At 54.2% G+C, this 16,636-nt stretch carries 12 protein-coding genes; 2 read left to right on the top strand and 10 right to left on the bottom strand.

The genetic code is table 11. From position 1 onward, the window contains the following. Positions 1–53: 53 nt before the first annotated feature. On the top strand, positions 54–1,622 hold the full coding sequence (locus tag ABKA16_RS00390) for an amino acid permease (RefSeq protein ID WP_381000157.1): 1,569 nt from the start codon (positions 54–56) through the stop codon (positions 1,620–1,622). Here ABKA16_RS00390 and ABKA16_RS00385 read toward each other — a convergent pair. From ABKA16_RS00385 to ABKA16_RS00355, 7 genes are all read right to left on the bottom strand, one after another. Then, positions 1,598–2,128, bottom strand: a complete 531-nt coding sequence (locus ABKA16_RS00385) for an FMN-binding protein (RefSeq protein ID WP_380999778.1) — start codon at positions 2,126–2,128, stop codon at positions 1,598–1,600. The two genes, ABKA16_RS00390 and ABKA16_RS00385, sit on opposite strands and share 25 nt — an antisense overlap. Then, positions 2,109–2,954 carry an ABC transporter ATP-binding protein gene (locus ABKA16_RS00380; protein ID WP_381000159.1) on the bottom strand — a complete coding sequence of 282 codons (846 nt, stop codon included), beginning with the start codon at positions 2,952–2,954 and terminating at the stop codon, positions 2,109–2,111. The genes ABKA16_RS00385 and ABKA16_RS00380 overlap by 20 nt, the downstream gene beginning before the upstream one ends. Before the next feature lie 43 nt (positions 2,955–2,997). Continuing rightward, complete coding sequence (locus ABKA16_RS00375; RefSeq protein ID WP_381000160.1) at positions 2,998–4,197, bottom strand: ABC transporter permease; 1,200 nt, start codon at positions 4,195–4,197, stop codon at positions 2,998–3,000. A 117-nt stretch (positions 4,198–4,314) separates the two neighbouring features. Then, a complete protein-coding gene (locus ABKA16_RS00370) occupies positions 4,315–5,631 on the bottom strand; it encodes an ABC transporter permease (protein ID WP_380999779.1) in 1,317 nt (438 codons plus the stop codon). A gap of 17 nt (positions 5,632–5,648) precedes the next feature. Next, positions 5,649–7,022, bottom strand: coding sequence for a Fe-S-containing protein (locus ABKA16_RS00365; RefSeq protein WP_380999781.1), 1,374 nt, complete (start codon positions 7,020–7,022; stop codon positions 5,649–5,651). 42 nt (positions 7,023–7,064) lie between these two features. Further along, entirely contained in the window at positions 7,065–7,700 is a 636-nt protein-coding gene (locus ABKA16_RS00360; RefSeq protein WP_007147791.1) for an iron transporter, read from the bottom strand. Positions 7,701–7,739: 39 nt separating this feature from the next. Continuing rightward, positions 7,740–9,632, bottom strand: coding sequence for an FTR1 family iron permease (locus ABKA16_RS00355; protein WP_381000162.1), 1,893 nt, complete (start codon positions 9,630–9,632; stop codon positions 7,740–7,742). A 237-nt stretch (positions 9,633–9,869) separates the two neighbouring features. Between ABKA16_RS00355 and ABKA16_RS00350 the strand changes: the two genes are divergently transcribed. Next, the gene (locus tag ABKA16_RS00350; RefSeq protein ID WP_380999783.1) at positions 9,870–11,114 is read left to right on the top strand and encodes an FAD:protein FMN transferase; all 1,245 of its coding nucleotides are present in this window, start codon (positions 9,870–9,872) and stop codon (positions 11,112–11,114) included. Between the two features lie 28 nt (positions 11,115–11,142). Here ABKA16_RS00350 and ABKA16_RS00345 read toward each other — a convergent pair whose 3' ends face one another. The 3 genes from ABKA16_RS00345 to gtfA form a co-directional block, all read right to left on the bottom strand. Then, a complete protein-coding gene (locus ABKA16_RS00345; RefSeq protein WP_380999784.1) occupies positions 11,143–12,651 on the bottom strand; it encodes an amino acid permease in 1,509 nt (502 codons plus the stop codon). A gap of 501 nt (positions 12,652–13,152) precedes the next feature. Next, on the bottom strand, positions 13,153–14,751 hold the full coding sequence (locus ABKA16_RS00340) for an MFS transporter (RefSeq protein ID WP_380999785.1): 1,599 nt from the start codon (positions 14,749–14,751) through the stop codon (positions 13,153–13,155). Positions 14,752–14,785: 34 nt separating this feature from the next. After that, positions 14,786–16,297, bottom strand: coding sequence for a sucrose phosphorylase (gtfA, locus tag ABKA16_RS00335; protein WP_380999787.1), 1,512 nt, complete (start codon positions 16,295–16,297; stop codon positions 14,786–14,788). Between the last annotated feature and the right edge of the window lie 339 nt (positions 16,298–16,636).

The raw sequence follows: 16,636 nt of genomic DNA, 5'->3' as shown, positions 1-16,636 counted from the left end.
ATACTGCCGGTACGGAAAGTGCGGATACAGAACGCAGTACGGAGGCAAAAGGTATGGATGCAGGAAATGCGCATAACGATATAGACCCTGAGAACGGGCTGCGCAAAAATCTGAAAAACCGCCATATCCAGCTGATCGCCCTCGGCGGCGCTATCGGCACAGGGCTGTTTTATGGGTCCGCCGAATCCATCAAACTTGCCGGGCCCTCCATCCTGCTCGCTTATCTTATTGGCGGGCTGGTCATCTTCCTTATTCTGCGCGCGCTCGGCGAGATGAGTACTAACGACCCCAGGGCCGGTGCTTTCAGCTACTACGCTGCACGGTACTGGCATCCGCGTGCGGGTTTCATCTCTGGCTGGAATTACTGGGCAAACTACATACTCGTGTCAATGGTCGAGCTGAGCGTTGTAGGCACTTTTGTGCAGTACTGGTTCCCCCAGATACCTGCGTGGGTCAGTTCGGCTGTCTTCATGGTAGTTATCACCGCCGCGAACCTCCTGGGGGTACGCGCATTCGGTGAATTCGAATTCTGGTTCGCTATTATCAAAATCGCTGCTGTTATTGCGATGGTCATTGTGGGGCTGACCCTCATATTCCTGGCGGTACCCAATTCCAGCGGCATTATACCGGGATTCTCCAACCTGTTTACGCAGCAGGGAGGATTCTTCCCCCACGGTTTCCTCAGCGCGCAGGCGCTGCATCCTGCAGATGCCGCCCAGGCATCCGGCCCCTCCCCTTCCGGACTTATCGGTTTCCTCGACAGCTTCCAGTTCTCCGGCATGCTTATGGCACTGGTTGTCGTTATGTTCAGCTTCGGCGGTACAGAACTGATAGGCATTGCTGCAGCTGAAGCCGACGACCCCGGGAAGTCGATCCCGAAGGCAACGAATGAAGTAGTATGGAGGATACTGGCATTTTACATAGCCGCGCCTGCCGTGATCATGGCTGTTGTACCGTGGCAGGAGATCGGCAGGCCTGATGCCCGGGGTGTTGTCGTAAGCCCGTTCGTCCAGATATTCAATACTGCAGGATTTTCGATCGCTGCCGACATCCTCAATTTTGTATGCCTCACCGCCGTGATCAGCGTTTACAACTCAGGCCTGTATTCCAACTCCCGTATGCTGTATTCGCTCTCCAGGCAGGGCAATGCGCCGAAATATCTGGGACATGTCAATAAACGGGGCGTACCTGTAGCCAGTGTGCTTACCTCTGCCGCTATTACCGCCATAGCGGTAGTCGTTGTTTTCCTATGGCCGGACTTTGCATTCACCTATCTCCTGGCTATCGCCACTTTCGCCGCGATCATCAACTGGTCGATGATCGCTGTCACACAGATGAAATTCCGCAGATATATAGGTGCCCGCGAAGCCCGGAAACTCACGTTTAAACTCCCTCTGGCACGCATAACGCCATGGATCATTATTAGTTTTATGGTCCTGCTCTACATCCTGATGTGGCTTAACCCGAGCTACCGGGTGGCAGCCATTATCGGGCCGGTATGGGCAGCTGTACTTTTTATTGCTTCGCTTATTACGCATCCGAAAGGACGGGATGCCGCTGGCCCAGCCGATAGGTATACCGGTCCGGCGCACGGCCCTCAGCTGGAAACAGAAGCTTCCTGACGGACGACATCAAGCGCCTTATTGAACGCATCTGACGTCCAGCTTGCCCCGGCAACCTTGTCTACCTTAAGGCTTTTCAGCGGCCTGCCCGCTACCGCAGATTTGATCTGCCTGACAAACCCGTCCTGATATTTTTTCGAGACAGGGGTTGCCGGATGCGGCGTTACCTTCACATCAGAAACCTGTTGATTGGCAACAGTCACAGCAACATCAATCGAGTCCTCGCTGACCGGGCCGTATGTGGCAACTGACGTAAAGGTGCCGTCCGCATATATTCCGGTATCCGGTCCCAGCGTCCGCGGGCTGCCCCTGCCCGGATCCGCGGAAGGTTTGGAAGCCTTCGATGACGGGCTGCCGGAAGACGGTGCCGAAGATTCCTCGCTCCCGCCTGCATAGCTGTCATCCGCCGGGATGGCCCGCGTCTGCCCGCAGCCGGCAAGCAGCATACCGGAAGCAAGGATCCCCAGCGCTGCCAGCGATACGCTTTTACCGGTTTTTTTCTTCATGATCCGCCTCTGTTCCATTGCGGGCCCCATCCGCAGGGCCGGTATGGTCTGCTGTATCCACTTTAGCAGCTTTCGCAGGGGAACTGTATACTGCCGCTGCTGGCGAATTCGGATCGCCGCTCACCGCAGTACGCCCTCCGGCGGCTACAAATCGCTGATGAGCCTGCTTGTCATTCCACTTTTCCCCTGCAACTTGCCCATGGTTAAGCATGATCTCGCGCTGCGCACACGATGCAACAAGCGCATCATGGGTGACAACAATAACAGTCGTACCCTGTGCGTTGAGCCTGCGGAAAAGCTCCAGCACGACCTTTTCGTTGGCCTCGTCCAGATTCCCTGTAGGCTCATCAGCAAGGATCAGCTCCGGATCATTGATCAGCGCACGGGCAATACACACCCTCTGCTGCTCCCCTCCCGACAGCTCCCGCGGCAGGTGGTGCGCGCGCTCTTTAAGGCCTACCCTTTCCAGCGCTTCCATGGCCTGCTTCTCATCAACCACAGAATGGTAATATTGCGCAACCATAACATTTTCCACAGCTGTCAGGTGCGGGACAAGATAGAATTTCTGGAAGACCAGGCCGATCACATTTTTACGGACATCGGCAAGCTGAGACTGGTTAAGGTCTTCAAGGCTGCGCCCGTCCAGGGCAACTGACCCTTCAGATGGGCTGTCGAGGCAGCCGATAATATTCATAAGCGTTGTTTTCCCCGATCCTGAGGAGCCGACGATTGCCAGCCACTGGCCGCGCGGGACGCTGAGGCTGATATCATCTACGGCATGCAGGTCACCGTATATTTTGGAAATATGGCTGAGATCGAGGAGCATGTCCTGTTCCCCATCATTAGTTTTTTCATCATTAATATTGTTATTATTCATCACTGAGCACCACCGCCGGATCGATTTTTACAGCTGTACGGATGGGTATCCACGAAGCGGCTATTGCCGCTGCCACGCTTATTGCCAGGCACAGGAGCGCAAGCGCCCAGCTGAATGAAGCGCTCCGCTGGAATACGGTATCAGTGAGGGCAGCCGAAACACCGTACCCCACGCCGATCCCCAGGATACCCCCGACAAAACCGTAGATCGCGGATTCTGCCTGGAACTCGGCCGATATGCCTGCGGATGTAGCCCCCAGGGCCTTCCTCAGGCCGATCTCGCTTCTGCGCTGGGAAACTATGGAAGCCATCGTTGTTGACACCCCAACAATAGTCAGGGCAAGGATAACCAAGGAGATTATCCAGAAAAGCGTTGTAAGCATGGTGATAATGGATGCATTTGCTGCGGAGATCTTCGCAACTTTCTGCGCTGTTACATTCATGCTCGTCATATCGTTGATATTCCTGACAAGCCTGTCGAGATCCTGCCCCTGGGCAGCTGAGGCATATTCTATAACGTCAGCCCCGCGTTTCCTGCCTGTAAGGCTTTCCAGCGCAGGGTTCGTCATATAGATCATGGAGTCCTCAGCTCCCCCGGTATCAACGATCCCGCAGATACTGAACGGTTTCCCGCCAGTATCAAGGATATCAGATACAGAATCGCGCCTGGGCTGCGCCTTATCGGATGATGCTGTGCTGTCCTGGCTGTCTGAGGCGCGATAACCGATCTTTATAGTATTGCCGACTGATACGCTGAGCGCGCGCGCCACATCGGAACCGATAAGTATCTGATTTTTGCCCTGCGGCATAGACCCCTGAAGGCTCCAGAATGTGTTGATCCCGCGGGTACGCACGGGGTCAATGCCCGCAACCTGGTATGGCGCTGAATGTATGCGCACATTTTCATAGCGGTACGCAGCCCATGATGCCTGCTGGCCGTATGCCGTAACCATATCGGTCGTGTGGTCGATCATTGCTTGCTGGATGCCGTCCGCCGTTTTCCCGGTACCGTTAGATTTCACAATGAGGTTAGCGCCGTAAGACTGCATCTCCTCAGCCATCTGCCGGGGGACGATCACGCATACTGAAATAAGGCAGAATAATGTTGCCGAGCCTACCAGCGATGCGATAACAGCCATGGCTGCGCGCGAACGGCGGCGGAAAACTGCGCCGGCCAGCATTATCCAGAACATGCGGATATTGCTGTTTGAATACCGCTTTCCCCCCGGCCTGTGCCCCCTGCCGCAGGAGCGTCCGGAATCCTTGCTGCCGGAGCGGCCGGCATCCTTATCAGCCATTATGCCTCCTTCCTACCGTCCATGCAGCACCTGGGCGGGCTGCAGTTTCAGTATCTGCCTGACTGCTGAAATAGATGCCGTAAGTACGGTTATGGACAGCAGCACAGCGACGAGGACGAAAACCATAGGCCGCATGGTAATAGCCGAATGGAAAACGGCATGGCCTACAAGCTGCGACAGCCCGGCGCCGGCAGCTGCGCCGGCCACTGCACCTGCTAATGCTATCCCGGCCGTTTCAGCAATAATAAGCCTTGAAACTTCACTGTTTTTGGCGCCGATCGCCTTCAGAAGCGCCAGCTGGGAAGCCCGCTCCGCCATCGCAGCGGACATAAGGTTGGCAACGGCGATCGTTGCGGCGATAAGTGTCAGTGCGGTCATCACGATCATAACTGCGCGGGTCTTCTGAAGGACATTGCCTTCAAGCGCCGCCACCTGACGCACCTGCTTAGCCACAGCCCCGGGGAGGGCCTCCTCGATCTGATACGCGATAGACGACGGGTATGCGGTGCAATACCACGTTTCCCATTCTTCCTGCGATAATGCGTCCGGATTTTTCGCCGCTTTGCGCGCCAGGTCATTTTCAGGTGTTGTCAGCGCTTTCACTTCCACATAATCCACAGAATCCGGCAGTCCGCTCAGATCCTGCACAAGTGCTGTTGATGTGTAAAGGGCGTTGTCGTCATCATCTCCGGAAGTATACACGCCTGTTACTGTCAGCTGCCGTGTATGCGAGCCTTTGGAGAGGGTAACCGTATCGCCGGCAGATATCCCGAGCCTGTCTGCCAGCGCGGAACCGGCCATGGCCTGGTCCGCCGAATCCTTAGCCCACGACCCTTCCAGCTTCCACCATGGACGCATGCGCTGCACCCCAAGCACGCTTGTTTCCCCGGTCGAAGCATGCAGGGTTTTGTTGAACCATGTGCCGATTACAGGGACATTGCCCGCTTTCTGTGCAGTCTTCCCGCTTTGTACCGACATGCGGATATTGAGCTGCGGAGCAAAATCGGTAATATTATATGCCCAGAAAATTGTTTTGATCTTCTGAAGGTCAGATTCCCTGATGAAACTGGTCGGGTCTGCCGTCGATGAGCTGGGGGTATTTGAGGAGCTTGACCCGTACAGTTCGGCCGTGACAGCATCCGACTTAGGGCGGACGGTAATGTTGGACCCGTACGTTGACAGTTCAGTGGTAAGTTTATCGCCAACATCATAGACGATACCAAGCATCGCCACGCTTACTGCGGCGGCAAGTGCTACGGTTATGCAGATAAGCACGCGCCGGCGGAACTGCCGGGCCACTGATCTGCTGATCATCCTCAGAAAAAACATATGAGCCTTCTTCCATCCTACAGCGTTTTGAAGTGGCTCGAAAGGGCATCCAGATCGGCTGTTTTGATAGTGATCTTCCCATGCGCCGATTCATATGCGACCGGGATGGGGTTGCACCCTCCCTTAAAACCAATGGTCGCAAGGTTTATAGCAACATCACACTTTTTGCAGACTATCTTCCCGTCTTTTTCGTAATACCCTGCCGGACCGCAGTTTTCGCATGCATCCAGCCCGACACCATACGCGCCGCCAGATTTTTTGATAATGATGAACCGCATAACAGTGCCGTCTTTCGCCGTGTACTGGAACCGGTGGAGATGGCCGTCAGAAAGCTGGCCGTAAGAGACTGAGGCGACGCCATCCTTCAGCTCATATTTCTCAGGGGCAGACAGGACGATCTCCTGGTTAGTGCGGGCAACGCCATAGGTAAGTGCTGTGCCGACGAAAAGGACCGCTGCCAGGGACCATACTGCCGCAGCGCATGCATGTCTGCGGAATTTCCTCGCGATACGGCCCTGCGCCTGGGAATGGCCTGATCCCTGCACCTGGATACGCGCCTGCGGGCTGATGCGGATCCCTGCCGCCACCGAAACAGCAGCGGGGATAATGAATACAGCCGCCTGGGCAATAACAAGGTAAAGCCCGTGGTTGATGAGGAATACCAGTACGGAGAACAGGGCATCACTCAGCTCGATGTCAGCTGTATTCACCAGTATCTGCACCAGGGCCGTGCTCTGCTGGATAAGTACGGCAGCCATAAACAGCACGCCGGTTGCAGCAAAAACCCTGTGCGGTACGCTTGTCCGCATTGTTGAAAAAATGGCCGCAACAGCTACTGCTGCCCCTACGCCAAGGAAGAAGCCCAAAGCGCGTGCCAGCATAGCGGATGTGAACGCCGACTGGCCTGTTTCCACGAAGTTCGCCAGCTGGATGATGACGTCCGGAAGGCAGGTGAAAAATGTATCCGCAATAGCTGCGGCAGCCACGAGGTTAGCCAGGTCAAGCCATGTGAAGCGCCGTCTTGCTGTTCCCCGGCCTGCTGCAGCTGAACCGGACTCCCCCTGCCGGCTACGCTGCTGTGCGCACTGGCTGCGCCAGTTATTTATCAGCCAGCCTGACCCTGCGATTGCGGCGGTAACAGCGATATCTGCGATCACGCTCACGTAAAGGGCCGGTCGCAGCGCCGCCGTCTGCTGGCTTATCACTGCGAATGAGCGCAGGCCGGCAAAAACAACTGCCCCCGCAATGCCCGCAAGCATACCTATGAAACGCCAGGAGCTGCTCAGAGGTTTTGCTTTGCCCTCCCCCACGGACAGGGTAACGTTTAACACCATATACAGTAATACCGGTGTCAGCGTTCCGGGCAATGCGGTGACAAACTGTTTAAGCACAAGAATCCTTTGCTGTTTCCCTGGTGAAATGCACTCTGAAGGTTACCACTTATGCGGCGTGTAGTTCCAGTCGAAGCTGACTTTCAAAGGTGTGGTCCAGAACTCGCCTTTGACGCCGGTCTCCTTATCGACATGGAGTGCCCACCCTTTTTCAGCCGGCGAGTGGATCGACAGGTTGAGCTTATACTGGCCTGCCTTGTCGAGCTTCACGTTGGCGCCATAGTGCGGTCCGTCATTGGCATTCATCTGCATGAATGTCCCCGATGCGGCAGCCTGGCCGGTGGTTTTATCCACGATCTCATACTGTACAGTCAGATCAGGCACATACTCGCCTTTGGAATAGCCCAGGTCATTATTTGCCAGGGCATGGATATCAGCCTCCAGATGGAAGCTGGCTTCAGCTGCCGACAGGCCCATGCCTGACGGCTTCATATCTACGGGCTGGAAATACACCATAGACACATTCAGCGGCCCGACTTCCTGGTCATGCCCGATAGGGTACTCCTCAAAGCCTTTGCTGCCCTGTGAATCGCTGGATGTCTGCGATGTTTTCGCTTTAGTCGCTGCAGGCTTCTGCGAGCCGCAGCCCGAGAGCGAAACGGCCATAGCGCCCGCACAGAGCATGGCTATTGCGGCCGCACATACTTTCTTCAGTTTTCCTGCATTATCTGTTGCCATCTGTATCTGCCTTTCTTTACAGGATCTGACACTGTGTGTTTAATCGTTGTGATTATGTGTACTGTTTGGATTATTTTTTTGCTGCCCCGTATGAGGCACATCTGCGTGGGGGCTTCCGGTATCCGGGCCGGACGCTCCGGTACCGTCCCCCTCCGCCTGAAGGGAAGCCTTCCTGGCCTTCCTCTGGCTGATGATGGAAACCGCTGCCAGTATTATGACCGTTGCAGCCATGATTATCTGGAAAACAACAGTTTCTGTGTATGGGTATATCCCCAGGAAATCATTGGTGATCCAATCCGGGTGATACACGCCGTCGATCACATCAGCCTCAATCAGTTCATGGAGCCCGCTGCCTGCAAAAATCACGACCATGGCTGCCATAAGGGTACTGGTGGCTGCGAAGAACGGGCGGATAGGGATCCTGACTGATGTGAAGCGGATGAGCAGGAAGACGATAACAAGGATAACAGCTGCTGCGGCAGCCCCTCCGTACAGGGCGCTGTAATCGCTGCCTGATACCATTCCGGCCAGCGCCTGGTAAAACAGCACAGTTTCGGCCCCCTCACGGAATACTGCAAGGAACGACAGCGAGGCCAGGGAAAGCACGCTCCCTGTTGAAATACTTTTCTCAGTTTTGGAACGGATATATGTGTTCCATCCTGCGACCGACGATTTATTGAGCATCCAGTTGCTGGTGAACAGCAGCATCAGCATAGCAACAAGGGCGGTAAACCCTTCGATCATTTCCTGATGGGATCCGCTCGCACCGAACAGTACATTCAAGATAACTGCCATGATCCCGGAAGCTATGATCCCGGCCAGGACACCCATGTAAATATAACGCAGCTTATCCTTATACCCTGCTTTTACAAGATAGGCAATAACAGCCGCAACTACGAGGATGGCTTCAAGCCCTTCACGGATCAGTATGATGAATGCCTGCCCGAATGAGGAACTGAAGAACTGTGTGAACGGGTTGATGTGCGCGGCAGACGAACCGCCGGAATTCGCGGCATCCAGTATCCCGGCATCCTTAGTGAGCATATCTTTCAACGCAGTTACATCTTTTTTGATGGTCTGCGCAGGTTTACCCGCAACCATATCTTTACGGGTCTGTTTGAACTGGTATTCTACCGCGGAGACACGGGCCCCGGAGATCGCACTCATAACGGTTTTTTCAAAACCAAGCTTTTCGTAATACTTGTAGTACGCATCGTTGACGAGCTCTGCTGCTTTTTCACCGTTATGGCCGTCAACTGCGGTTGTATAAGCCTTGTCAAGGATAGCATTCATTTCACGGGCAACTGCAGTCCATGTGCGGTTCCCCCGGCCTTCATTCCTGTTGACGCTCTCAGCGTCCAGTTTGCGGCGTTCCTGCCTGATCTTGTCATCAAGTTTTTTCCCATATACCCGCGGGGACCCGAGGGAAGTGTCGGCATCCAGCACCTGTGCCGAAGCCTTCAGCCGGTTTTTGAGCTGCTGTATGCGGGTTTTGAGGTCCTGGATATTCTGCGCGCTGGGCTGCTGGTATGTAAGCGATGTGACAGCCATAAAATCGCCGGCCTGGGACTGGGCCTCTGCAGATCCCTGGACCTGCTGCACAGCACTGGTCATATTCGTAGCAACATAGCCTGTGTTGTATGCACGCTGCGATGAAGCTGCTGCCGTTGTAGTATCGCCTGATCCGTAAGAAGCCTCTGCAGAGTCAAGGTCCTGGGAGATCCTGGAAACGACTGCATCCCATGAAGCATAATCCGTTGCCGCATCTGCCGCATACGCCCGGGGCACAGTGGCACCTGATATGGCGCTTATGCATATCACAAAAGCAGCGCACAGGAACACACATACACGCAGGGCATGCCGCAGCAATGTACGATGTACATTAAGCCCGCCATGCTGTTTACAGCGCGTAAACGGCAGGGCTTGAGGCATGTGTATAAACGGATATGGATACTGTTTCACGGTTCTCCTTAGGACGAACTCTTTTACTAACGTAAAATATCAGGGCCGATTTGTAAAGGGTTTTAATGAAACTTATTGAAAAATTTTTGACATCTGTTCCTGTATCTGTGATCACGCCTGCGCGCGCTGCGGCCTGCAGGCTGCAAAATCGTTGGCCATACTATAGCGCCTGTATTGCCGCCTGCACCTGCAAGGTATAATGGCACAATGCGAATATCCGATACTGGCGCCGCCTTTGCTGCAGAACGGCATATCTGCGCTTTTCCCGGCGTACTGGGTACAGGCATGATCATTACCAGCGAAAAAAGGATACCGCAGGATGCGCAGGACAGCCTCCGCCGATCTATCTCCGGATATGAAGCTGCCCTGTCCCGGTTCCTGCCCCGCTCGCTTGTGCGCGCTATGGGCGATCCGCAGGGTATAGCCGAGCATAACAGTATTTTTGAATTCCCCGAATACTGCAGGCCGCTTTTTGACATCTACGATTCCCTGTATGAGGCAACTGACGGCCGTATAGACCCCTGCATTGGGGAAAGCCTGATACGCCTGGGCTACAGCGTACCTTTCGACCTTATCGGCAATGGCCCTGCTTCCAGTGGGCCTGTGGGCACCGCCCCAGGCAGGCCCCGCAGCATATCCGCAGGAGCCACTCCTGCCGGATTCCATACCGCAGACTGGCGGTCTATCCACAGGGAGGGGGCAACACTGTACACCAGGACGCCTGTCAGCCTTGATTTCGGTGCTGCGGGGAAAGGGTTCTGTGTTGACCTTTTATCCGCGCAGCTGGAGGCACTGGGCTGCGGAGCGTTCACCATCAATGCGGGCGGAGACCTCTACTTTTCAGCAGCCCGCTCACAGTACAGCCAGGAGACCGGGGATATCCAGAGTCTGCACAGACCTTATAAATCCCATACAGTGCAGGCAGCCGTCGGAGTTACACAGGTCGCGCTCGAAGATCCAAGCGATACCGATACCGCCATAGGCATCTGCACCATCGGCCGCAGTACACGCGAACCCGGCATGCGCGGGACCGCCCTGTGCGCTTCAGCGCCGGGCAGGCGCACATGGACCGTCCGCCGGCCTGATTCCTCACTTATCCAGGCCCATCACATCCTTGATGCGCTGACGGGAAAGCCGGCCCGGGATGTTGAGGCAACGTGGGTATATGCACCGCACACATCATCCGGTATGGAGTATCCAACAGCATGGGCCGACGGGCTGGCAACGGCATTATTCGTCTGCGACCCGCAGCATCTGTATAACAGCACTCCGCCGGAAATCAATTTTGAGTTCCTCCGCCTGCTCAGCGGGCATCCAGAGGGGTGCACAACTGTAGCCGGGCACTCAGCAGAGAATGCGTCCAAAGACGCATCAGGGCGTCCAGCCGCGCACAAAGCCCGATACACAGCCCAGCATTCGTCCGGGTTCCCGGCAGAGATTTTTATAGAATAAATATAAATCCCCGCAAAAATCCGATGCCTTACAGAGAGGCTGTATGCCGCTCTTGCATGCGGCGCACACGGAAATGGGACCACACACCGAAGACCGTAAACCATACAAGTCCGCCCACCGCAAGCCATACTGTGTCTGCCGCCATAAAAAGCGAAATATAGATAAGGATGAAAAAAGCAATGGCAAGGGCATCGAAAATTTTATAAGCAGGCATCAGGAAACCGTCAGCCGTAAAATCAGAACTGCTGCGGTATTTCCAGTGTGCGATGACCGTCAAAATGTAGATGCCGATAATAACGGCACTCGACGCACTGGAAAACCATGTGAATGCCTGCGTTACCGCCGGGAACAGGCTTACTGCAGGCGACAGCAGGATAAACAGCCCGGACATCAGAATGGCACGGGCAGGGACTTTATGCCCTGATACCTGTTCAAGGCTGAAGAAGCGCAAAACAGAGCCTTGCCGGGATCCGTTCGCCACCTGGTAAAGATGGCGGCCTGCAGAGAACAGGAGGGAGTTCAGCGACGAGCTCGCTGCTGTGATCACCACAAAGAATACGAGCGCTGCTGCCCAGTCGATCCCTGCGTATTTGAATACCATAATAAACGGGGAAACGAATTCGCCTGTCTTATCAGGCACGAAATTGCGCCAGGGGACAATAGTCATGATGGCGATAAGCGCGCCGACGTAAAAGATCAGGATGCGGTAAATGATCTGGTTTGTAGCTTTTTTAAGTACCGGACGCGGATTCTTGGTTTCCGATACTGTTACACCGACGAATTCAATCAGCTGATACGCAAAAAATACCATGGGGAATGCGATGGCAAAGTTGTACCAGCCGTGAGGGGCAATCGAAAACCCGCGGAAAATATTGGCAAGCGAAACTTCCCCTGCCGGCGAGCTGATAACAGAATTTGTTGTCCTTATGCTTACTGCCGGATAACGGTAATGGATAATAAGCATAACGATGGCGGTAACGATCATGCCTATGATCAGGGTGATCTTGATCATGGCAAACCAGAATTCTGCCTCCCCGAAAGCCTTGACAGCAATAAGGTTGATGAGGACGAGGACAGCCAGGAACGCTATCTCTATCAGCCATTTCCACGACGACAGGTCAATATTGTACGTCCGGAAAAACTCCACAAAATACTTGGAAACTGCGGTAAGTTCAGTCATACCGATAAGGACGAGCACGATCCAGTACGACCATTGCGCGAAGTATCCCCAGCCCTTGCCTACATATTTCGTAATAAAGTTGATAAACGTGTGCTGGCTTGGATCATTATACATAAGTTCGCCGATAGCGCGCATCAGGATGAACATTACCAGCCCCACCACAATATACACGAGGACGATCGACGGGCCGGTGAGCGCTATCGATTTGCCGGAACCGAGGAAAAGCCCGGTACCGATGGTGCCGCCAATTGCAATGAACTGGACATGGCGGTTGCTCAGTCCGCGCTCCATCTTGTTATGGGTATCAAGCTGCTCCACAGAATCCAGCGAATTGTCTGTTGGACTGCCGTTCGCCATATTATCCACCCCTTGCTGCGTATCTGCCTTATTGCACACTAAAACTTCATCTGACGCTAGTAGTCTCTAATACTACTGTCTGCCGTAGCCTTGCAGCATGCATCATCTCAATATCCGCCAAGTCGGCACATAAAGCACATTAACCGGAACAATCCGGAGCAGGCGCAAAACCAGCTTTATGGGATCTTCCGACGGTAAAACATACAGATACAAATAAAATTCAGGAACCAGCGGATCATCTTTAAGTCAAAGGGTCCAACCGTCGCCAAAACCGTAACAGGGCAGGCCGTAAACTTCTGCAAAAAACATCCCCGCGGCACGAGGCCTCACCACGGAAGAGGGCTGGCATCTGCTAAATATGAATAAGATCTTACAATAACCGGAGCCTCGAGATAAGTTGAGGGGCAGAAGCCAAAGCCCCTGCCCCACGAATACAGCCCTTCTACTGCGTTCTGAAATAAACCATCCTGCCGTGCTGATCTGAACCGTACAGCTCCGGCACTACCTGACTTTCTTGATCCTCATGATGAGGTACGCAGCCACAAGTACAAGGATAATAGCTATAATAAATACCCATACGTATGCGTAGCCTGGAACTTTCCCTGAGTGGGTCATCCCTCTGACCAGTCCTAGAATGGTAGAGGTAAATACAGAACCTATAACTGTAGATAAGGTATTTGCAAGGTTCAAAATCCCCAGATCTTTACCGGCTTCCTCAGGGTTTGGCAGTACCGCAACATTAAGCGCCTGATCAATAGCATTGTAGATCCCATAACCCAGGCCTGCTATACCCGCGAACAGATACATCCCAAGCGGGCTATGGAAAAGCAGAGGCATTGCAGCGCCTACGGCGAATAAGCATGATGCCAGCGCCACAGGGATTTTACGCATATGGATCCTGTCAGTAATCGGTCCGGCAGTCACAGCAGCAAAAAGCGAAACTCCCAGGGTGATCAGTGACATGGTAGCGATAACTGCAGCTGCCTTCTTGACTGCGTCAGTCTGGTCGCTAAAAATATAATCCTGGCAGATGTACAGCTGGTAAGAGTTGATCATCCAGTATCCGCCCATCATAAGCGTCCTGCCACTAAGGGCATAGTAGAAATCCGGAGCATGCAGAGGAGGCCGGAAAGAGCGCAGGATCATCATGACGCTGAACTTATCGCGCGGCTGATCCACATTAGATTTGTCCGCAGGCCATATAGCTACCGTAATAATGCCAATAAGGGAAAATACGCCAAGCCCCATCATCCAGCCGGCGAAAATCCCGGAAGCCCCCTGTTTGATCAGGCTGGCGCCTACATAATTTCCGAGGGTCTGCCCGACAGCTATACCTGCACCGTAAAAACCTGAAATCGTACCGCGGACCTTGTCCGGGACGCGGTCAGACATAGTTGCCACAAAAGGTGCAAGCATAATGTTATAACCCAGCTGGGCCATTGACCACAGGAGGACGATCAATCCAAAATTCCGCGTAACACTAATTAACCCTACGCTAACACCTGCTACGACCCCTCCTGTGATGATCCACCAGAAACGTTTGCCGCGCTTCGAACGGGTCAGGTCAGATAATGTGCCGAATATGACGTTAGCCAGCAGTGCTACAACTGCACCTACAGCGTTCACTATCCCAAGCATGGCAGTTTTCTGATTATCATCAATCTGCCCCAGCACCGCCGGAAGGATAATAGTATTCAGTGCCACCCACGGGATAGCACATGCAACAGCACTTACCGTGAAACCTATACCAAGCCGGATCAGTTCGCCGCGTGAAGGCACGCGCCCTGATGCGTCTGCCATGGGATCGCGCATATCATTCAACGCGGATTCAGGGTTCAGCGGCTCCGATTCAGCAACTTCAGCGATGGCAACTGCCGGCGCTGCCTCAGTCATGCGCACAGCCTGCACATCGGTATTCTGCAGTGTTTCCGGTGTTGCGGGCCGTGCTTCCATGATCGGCTTGCGCAGCTTGTCTACACTTTCTTTCTGCTCGGGAGTAAGCGCATTATCATAATCCGGCCTGTCATCAATGCCGGGGCGCACAAAGCTGTCATCCGAAGGCTGATGCTCCCAATTCTTCTGATCATCTGGCGATGTCATAAAGACCTCCTCAATAGTTCTTAAATTTTAATTTTTACTGTGCTGCTGCCGGCGGGTTTGCGATAATATCATCGGTGACATGCTCACCGGAAGCATCCTTCCACGCAATAGTGCATACAGGGACCTCGCTGCTGCCCGCGCCCTTGCCGGGAGCAAAAGTAAGGGTTGTGCTTGTAGACTGCCCTGTCCATGCCATAGCCAGGGATCCGCCGTTTTCAGTGAAACTGAAATCGCCGTCAAACGCCTCAAGGGTATTGCGGAAACGTCCGAGGGCATTAAGCGCCTGGACCACCGGACGCCTGAGGTTCTCGTCGATCTCCGCAACGGTGTAGTAATGGCGGTTGATATCGCGCCCCACGTTCGTGCGTTTGAGGAGCTCCATATCATTCTTCCCGGCAAGCGCACCTACGTAGTAGACCTGCGGCACACCAGGCATATAGAACTGGACAGCGCGGGATGCGATATACTTCTGGTCATCGCAGCCGAGTGCGGAGTAGTATGTGCAGTTGACCTGGTACAGGTCCAGGTTGGAGGCTGCTGCCCCTGTGGCTTCTGCGGATTCACCATGCGAGTTTTCTTTGATAGTCTCGACAAGCTGGTCAACCTCATCATCGGGCACCAGGCCTTTCAGGGACCTGTCCATCTGATCGGACCCTACGTCGATCACACCAATACCGTCATGGGTATCAAGGACATTTACCGCATTCACGGGCCGAACCCCCAGCCAGTGCGCCAGGGGGCCGGTTTTACCTGTGCTCAGGGCGTGGAGCAGCAGCGCCGGGATTGCAAAGTCATACACGCGGTCAACCTTATTCGCGATCTCCACCTGCTTTTTGTAATAGGAGTGGACCTCGATAAGCGTTTCCATTCCGCGCCTGGCAGATTCTTCCTTGATCCTGCTGATCAAGTCAAAAGTATCCGGCGTCATAAAGCAGCTGGTCTTCGCCCGCTTGGCACCGTATCCCACGGCGTCAAGGCGGATGAACGACACATGCGATTTCGACATCTGGTCCAGGATAGACATGAGATATGCCCACCCTTCATCGGAAGCAGTATCAATATCTACCTGTTGAGGTGTGAAGGTCGTCCAGACAAGGCGCGTTTTGCCGCCCCATGTATAGTGCGTGAAAGGCAGGCCCGGGCGTGGGCGGTATATTCCGGCAAGGTCTTCCTCAGTAGCACCCTCCGGGAATACGGCAGACATGGTGAGGAACATCGGGTAATACTCCGAGCCCTCGCCTTTCTTCATAACATCCTGGAATTGCTCCGACTGCCATGACATATGGTTGACAATAGCGTCAACCATGATGTCGTGGGTTTTGGACAGTTCAGCCACATCATCCCAGCTCCCCAGGCGGGGGTCAACTTTCGTATGGTCAATAGGGTCAAAACCGGCGTCTGCCCCATCAAAAGGGGTAAAGAACGGGAGTATGTGCACACCTTCATACACGCCATCGAACCGGGTGCGCAGAACTTCTGTCAGCGAAGCGAGAGTACCTTCGCCAAGCCTGTCGGCATAAGTAATAAGCTGTACCTTGTTTTTCATCAGACCTCCTTGCCTGAGGGTATCTCCGCTTCTGAGGCGCTGGCCTCAGTGCAGGCACACTTAATAGCTACATACAGGTATACAGTTTTGACAGTCCATGCCGAGCAAGCCTCCTGTTGTTTCCGCAGTACATAAATAATGGGGATCCGGAAAGACCGGATACTGTGAGACTCACCGCGACACGCATTGTGCTACTTGAATTCTAGCACGGAATCCCGCACGCCGTGCCGCTGCCCGGGCCGTAAAAAAGCTGCGCCCGCAGCCATATACGGTGCGGGTGCAGCTATGGGAATTTATGGGGCCGCCGGTATCCCGGCCGCCAGTTTCAGGTTCCGTGCA

The sequence above is a fragment of the Scardovia wiggsiae genome, assembly GCF_051045985.1.
In the GTDB taxonomy this organism is placed as follows: domain Bacteria; phylum Actinomycetota; class Actinomycetes; order Actinomycetales; family Bifidobacteriaceae; genus Scardovia; species Scardovia wiggsiae.
The sequence above is the reverse complement of the archived record's forward strand: the minus strand, read 5'-3'. Positions and strand labels throughout refer to the sequence as shown.

Coding starts and splice junctions, on each gene's coding strand:
- ABKA16_RS00390 (WP_381000157.1), top strand. CDS start 54: ATGGATGCAGGAAATGCGCATAACGATATAGACCCTGAGAACGGGCTG.
- ABKA16_RS00385 (WP_380999778.1), bottom strand. CDS start 2,128: ATGAAGAAAAAAACCGGTAAAAGCGTATCGCTGGCAGCGCTGGGGATC.
- ABKA16_RS00380 (WP_381000159.1), bottom strand. CDS start 2,954: ATGCTCCTCGATCTCAGCCATATTTCCAAAATATACGGTGACCTGCAT.
- ABKA16_RS00375 (WP_381000160.1), bottom strand. CDS start 4,197: ATGTTCTGGATAATGCTGGCCGGCGCAGTTTTCCGCCGCCGTTCGCGC.
- ABKA16_RS00370 (WP_380999779.1), bottom strand. CDS start 5,631: ATGTTTTTTCTGAGGATGATCAGCAGATCAGTGGCCCGGCAGTTCCGC.
- ABKA16_RS00360 (WP_007147791.1), bottom strand. CDS start 7,700: ATGGCAACAGATAATGCAGGAAAACTGAAGAAAGTATGTGCGGCCGCA.
- ABKA16_RS00355 (WP_381000162.1), bottom strand. CDS start 9,632: ATGCCTCAAGCCCTGCCGTTTACGCGCTGTAAACAGCATGGCGGGCTT.
- ABKA16_RS00350 (WP_380999783.1), top strand. CDS start 9,870: ATGCGAATATCCGATACTGGCGCCGCCTTTGCTGCAGAACGGCATATC.
- ABKA16_RS00345 (WP_380999784.1), bottom strand. CDS start 12,651: ATGGCGAACGGCAGTCCAACAGACAATTCGCTGGATTCTGTGGAGCAG.
- ABKA16_RS00340 (WP_380999785.1), bottom strand. CDS start 14,751: ATGACATCGCCAGATGATCAGAAGAATTGGGAGCATCAGCCTTCGGAT.
- gtfA (WP_380999787.1), bottom strand. CDS start 16,297: ATGAAAAACAAGGTACAGCTTATTACTTATGCCGACAGGCTTGGCGAA.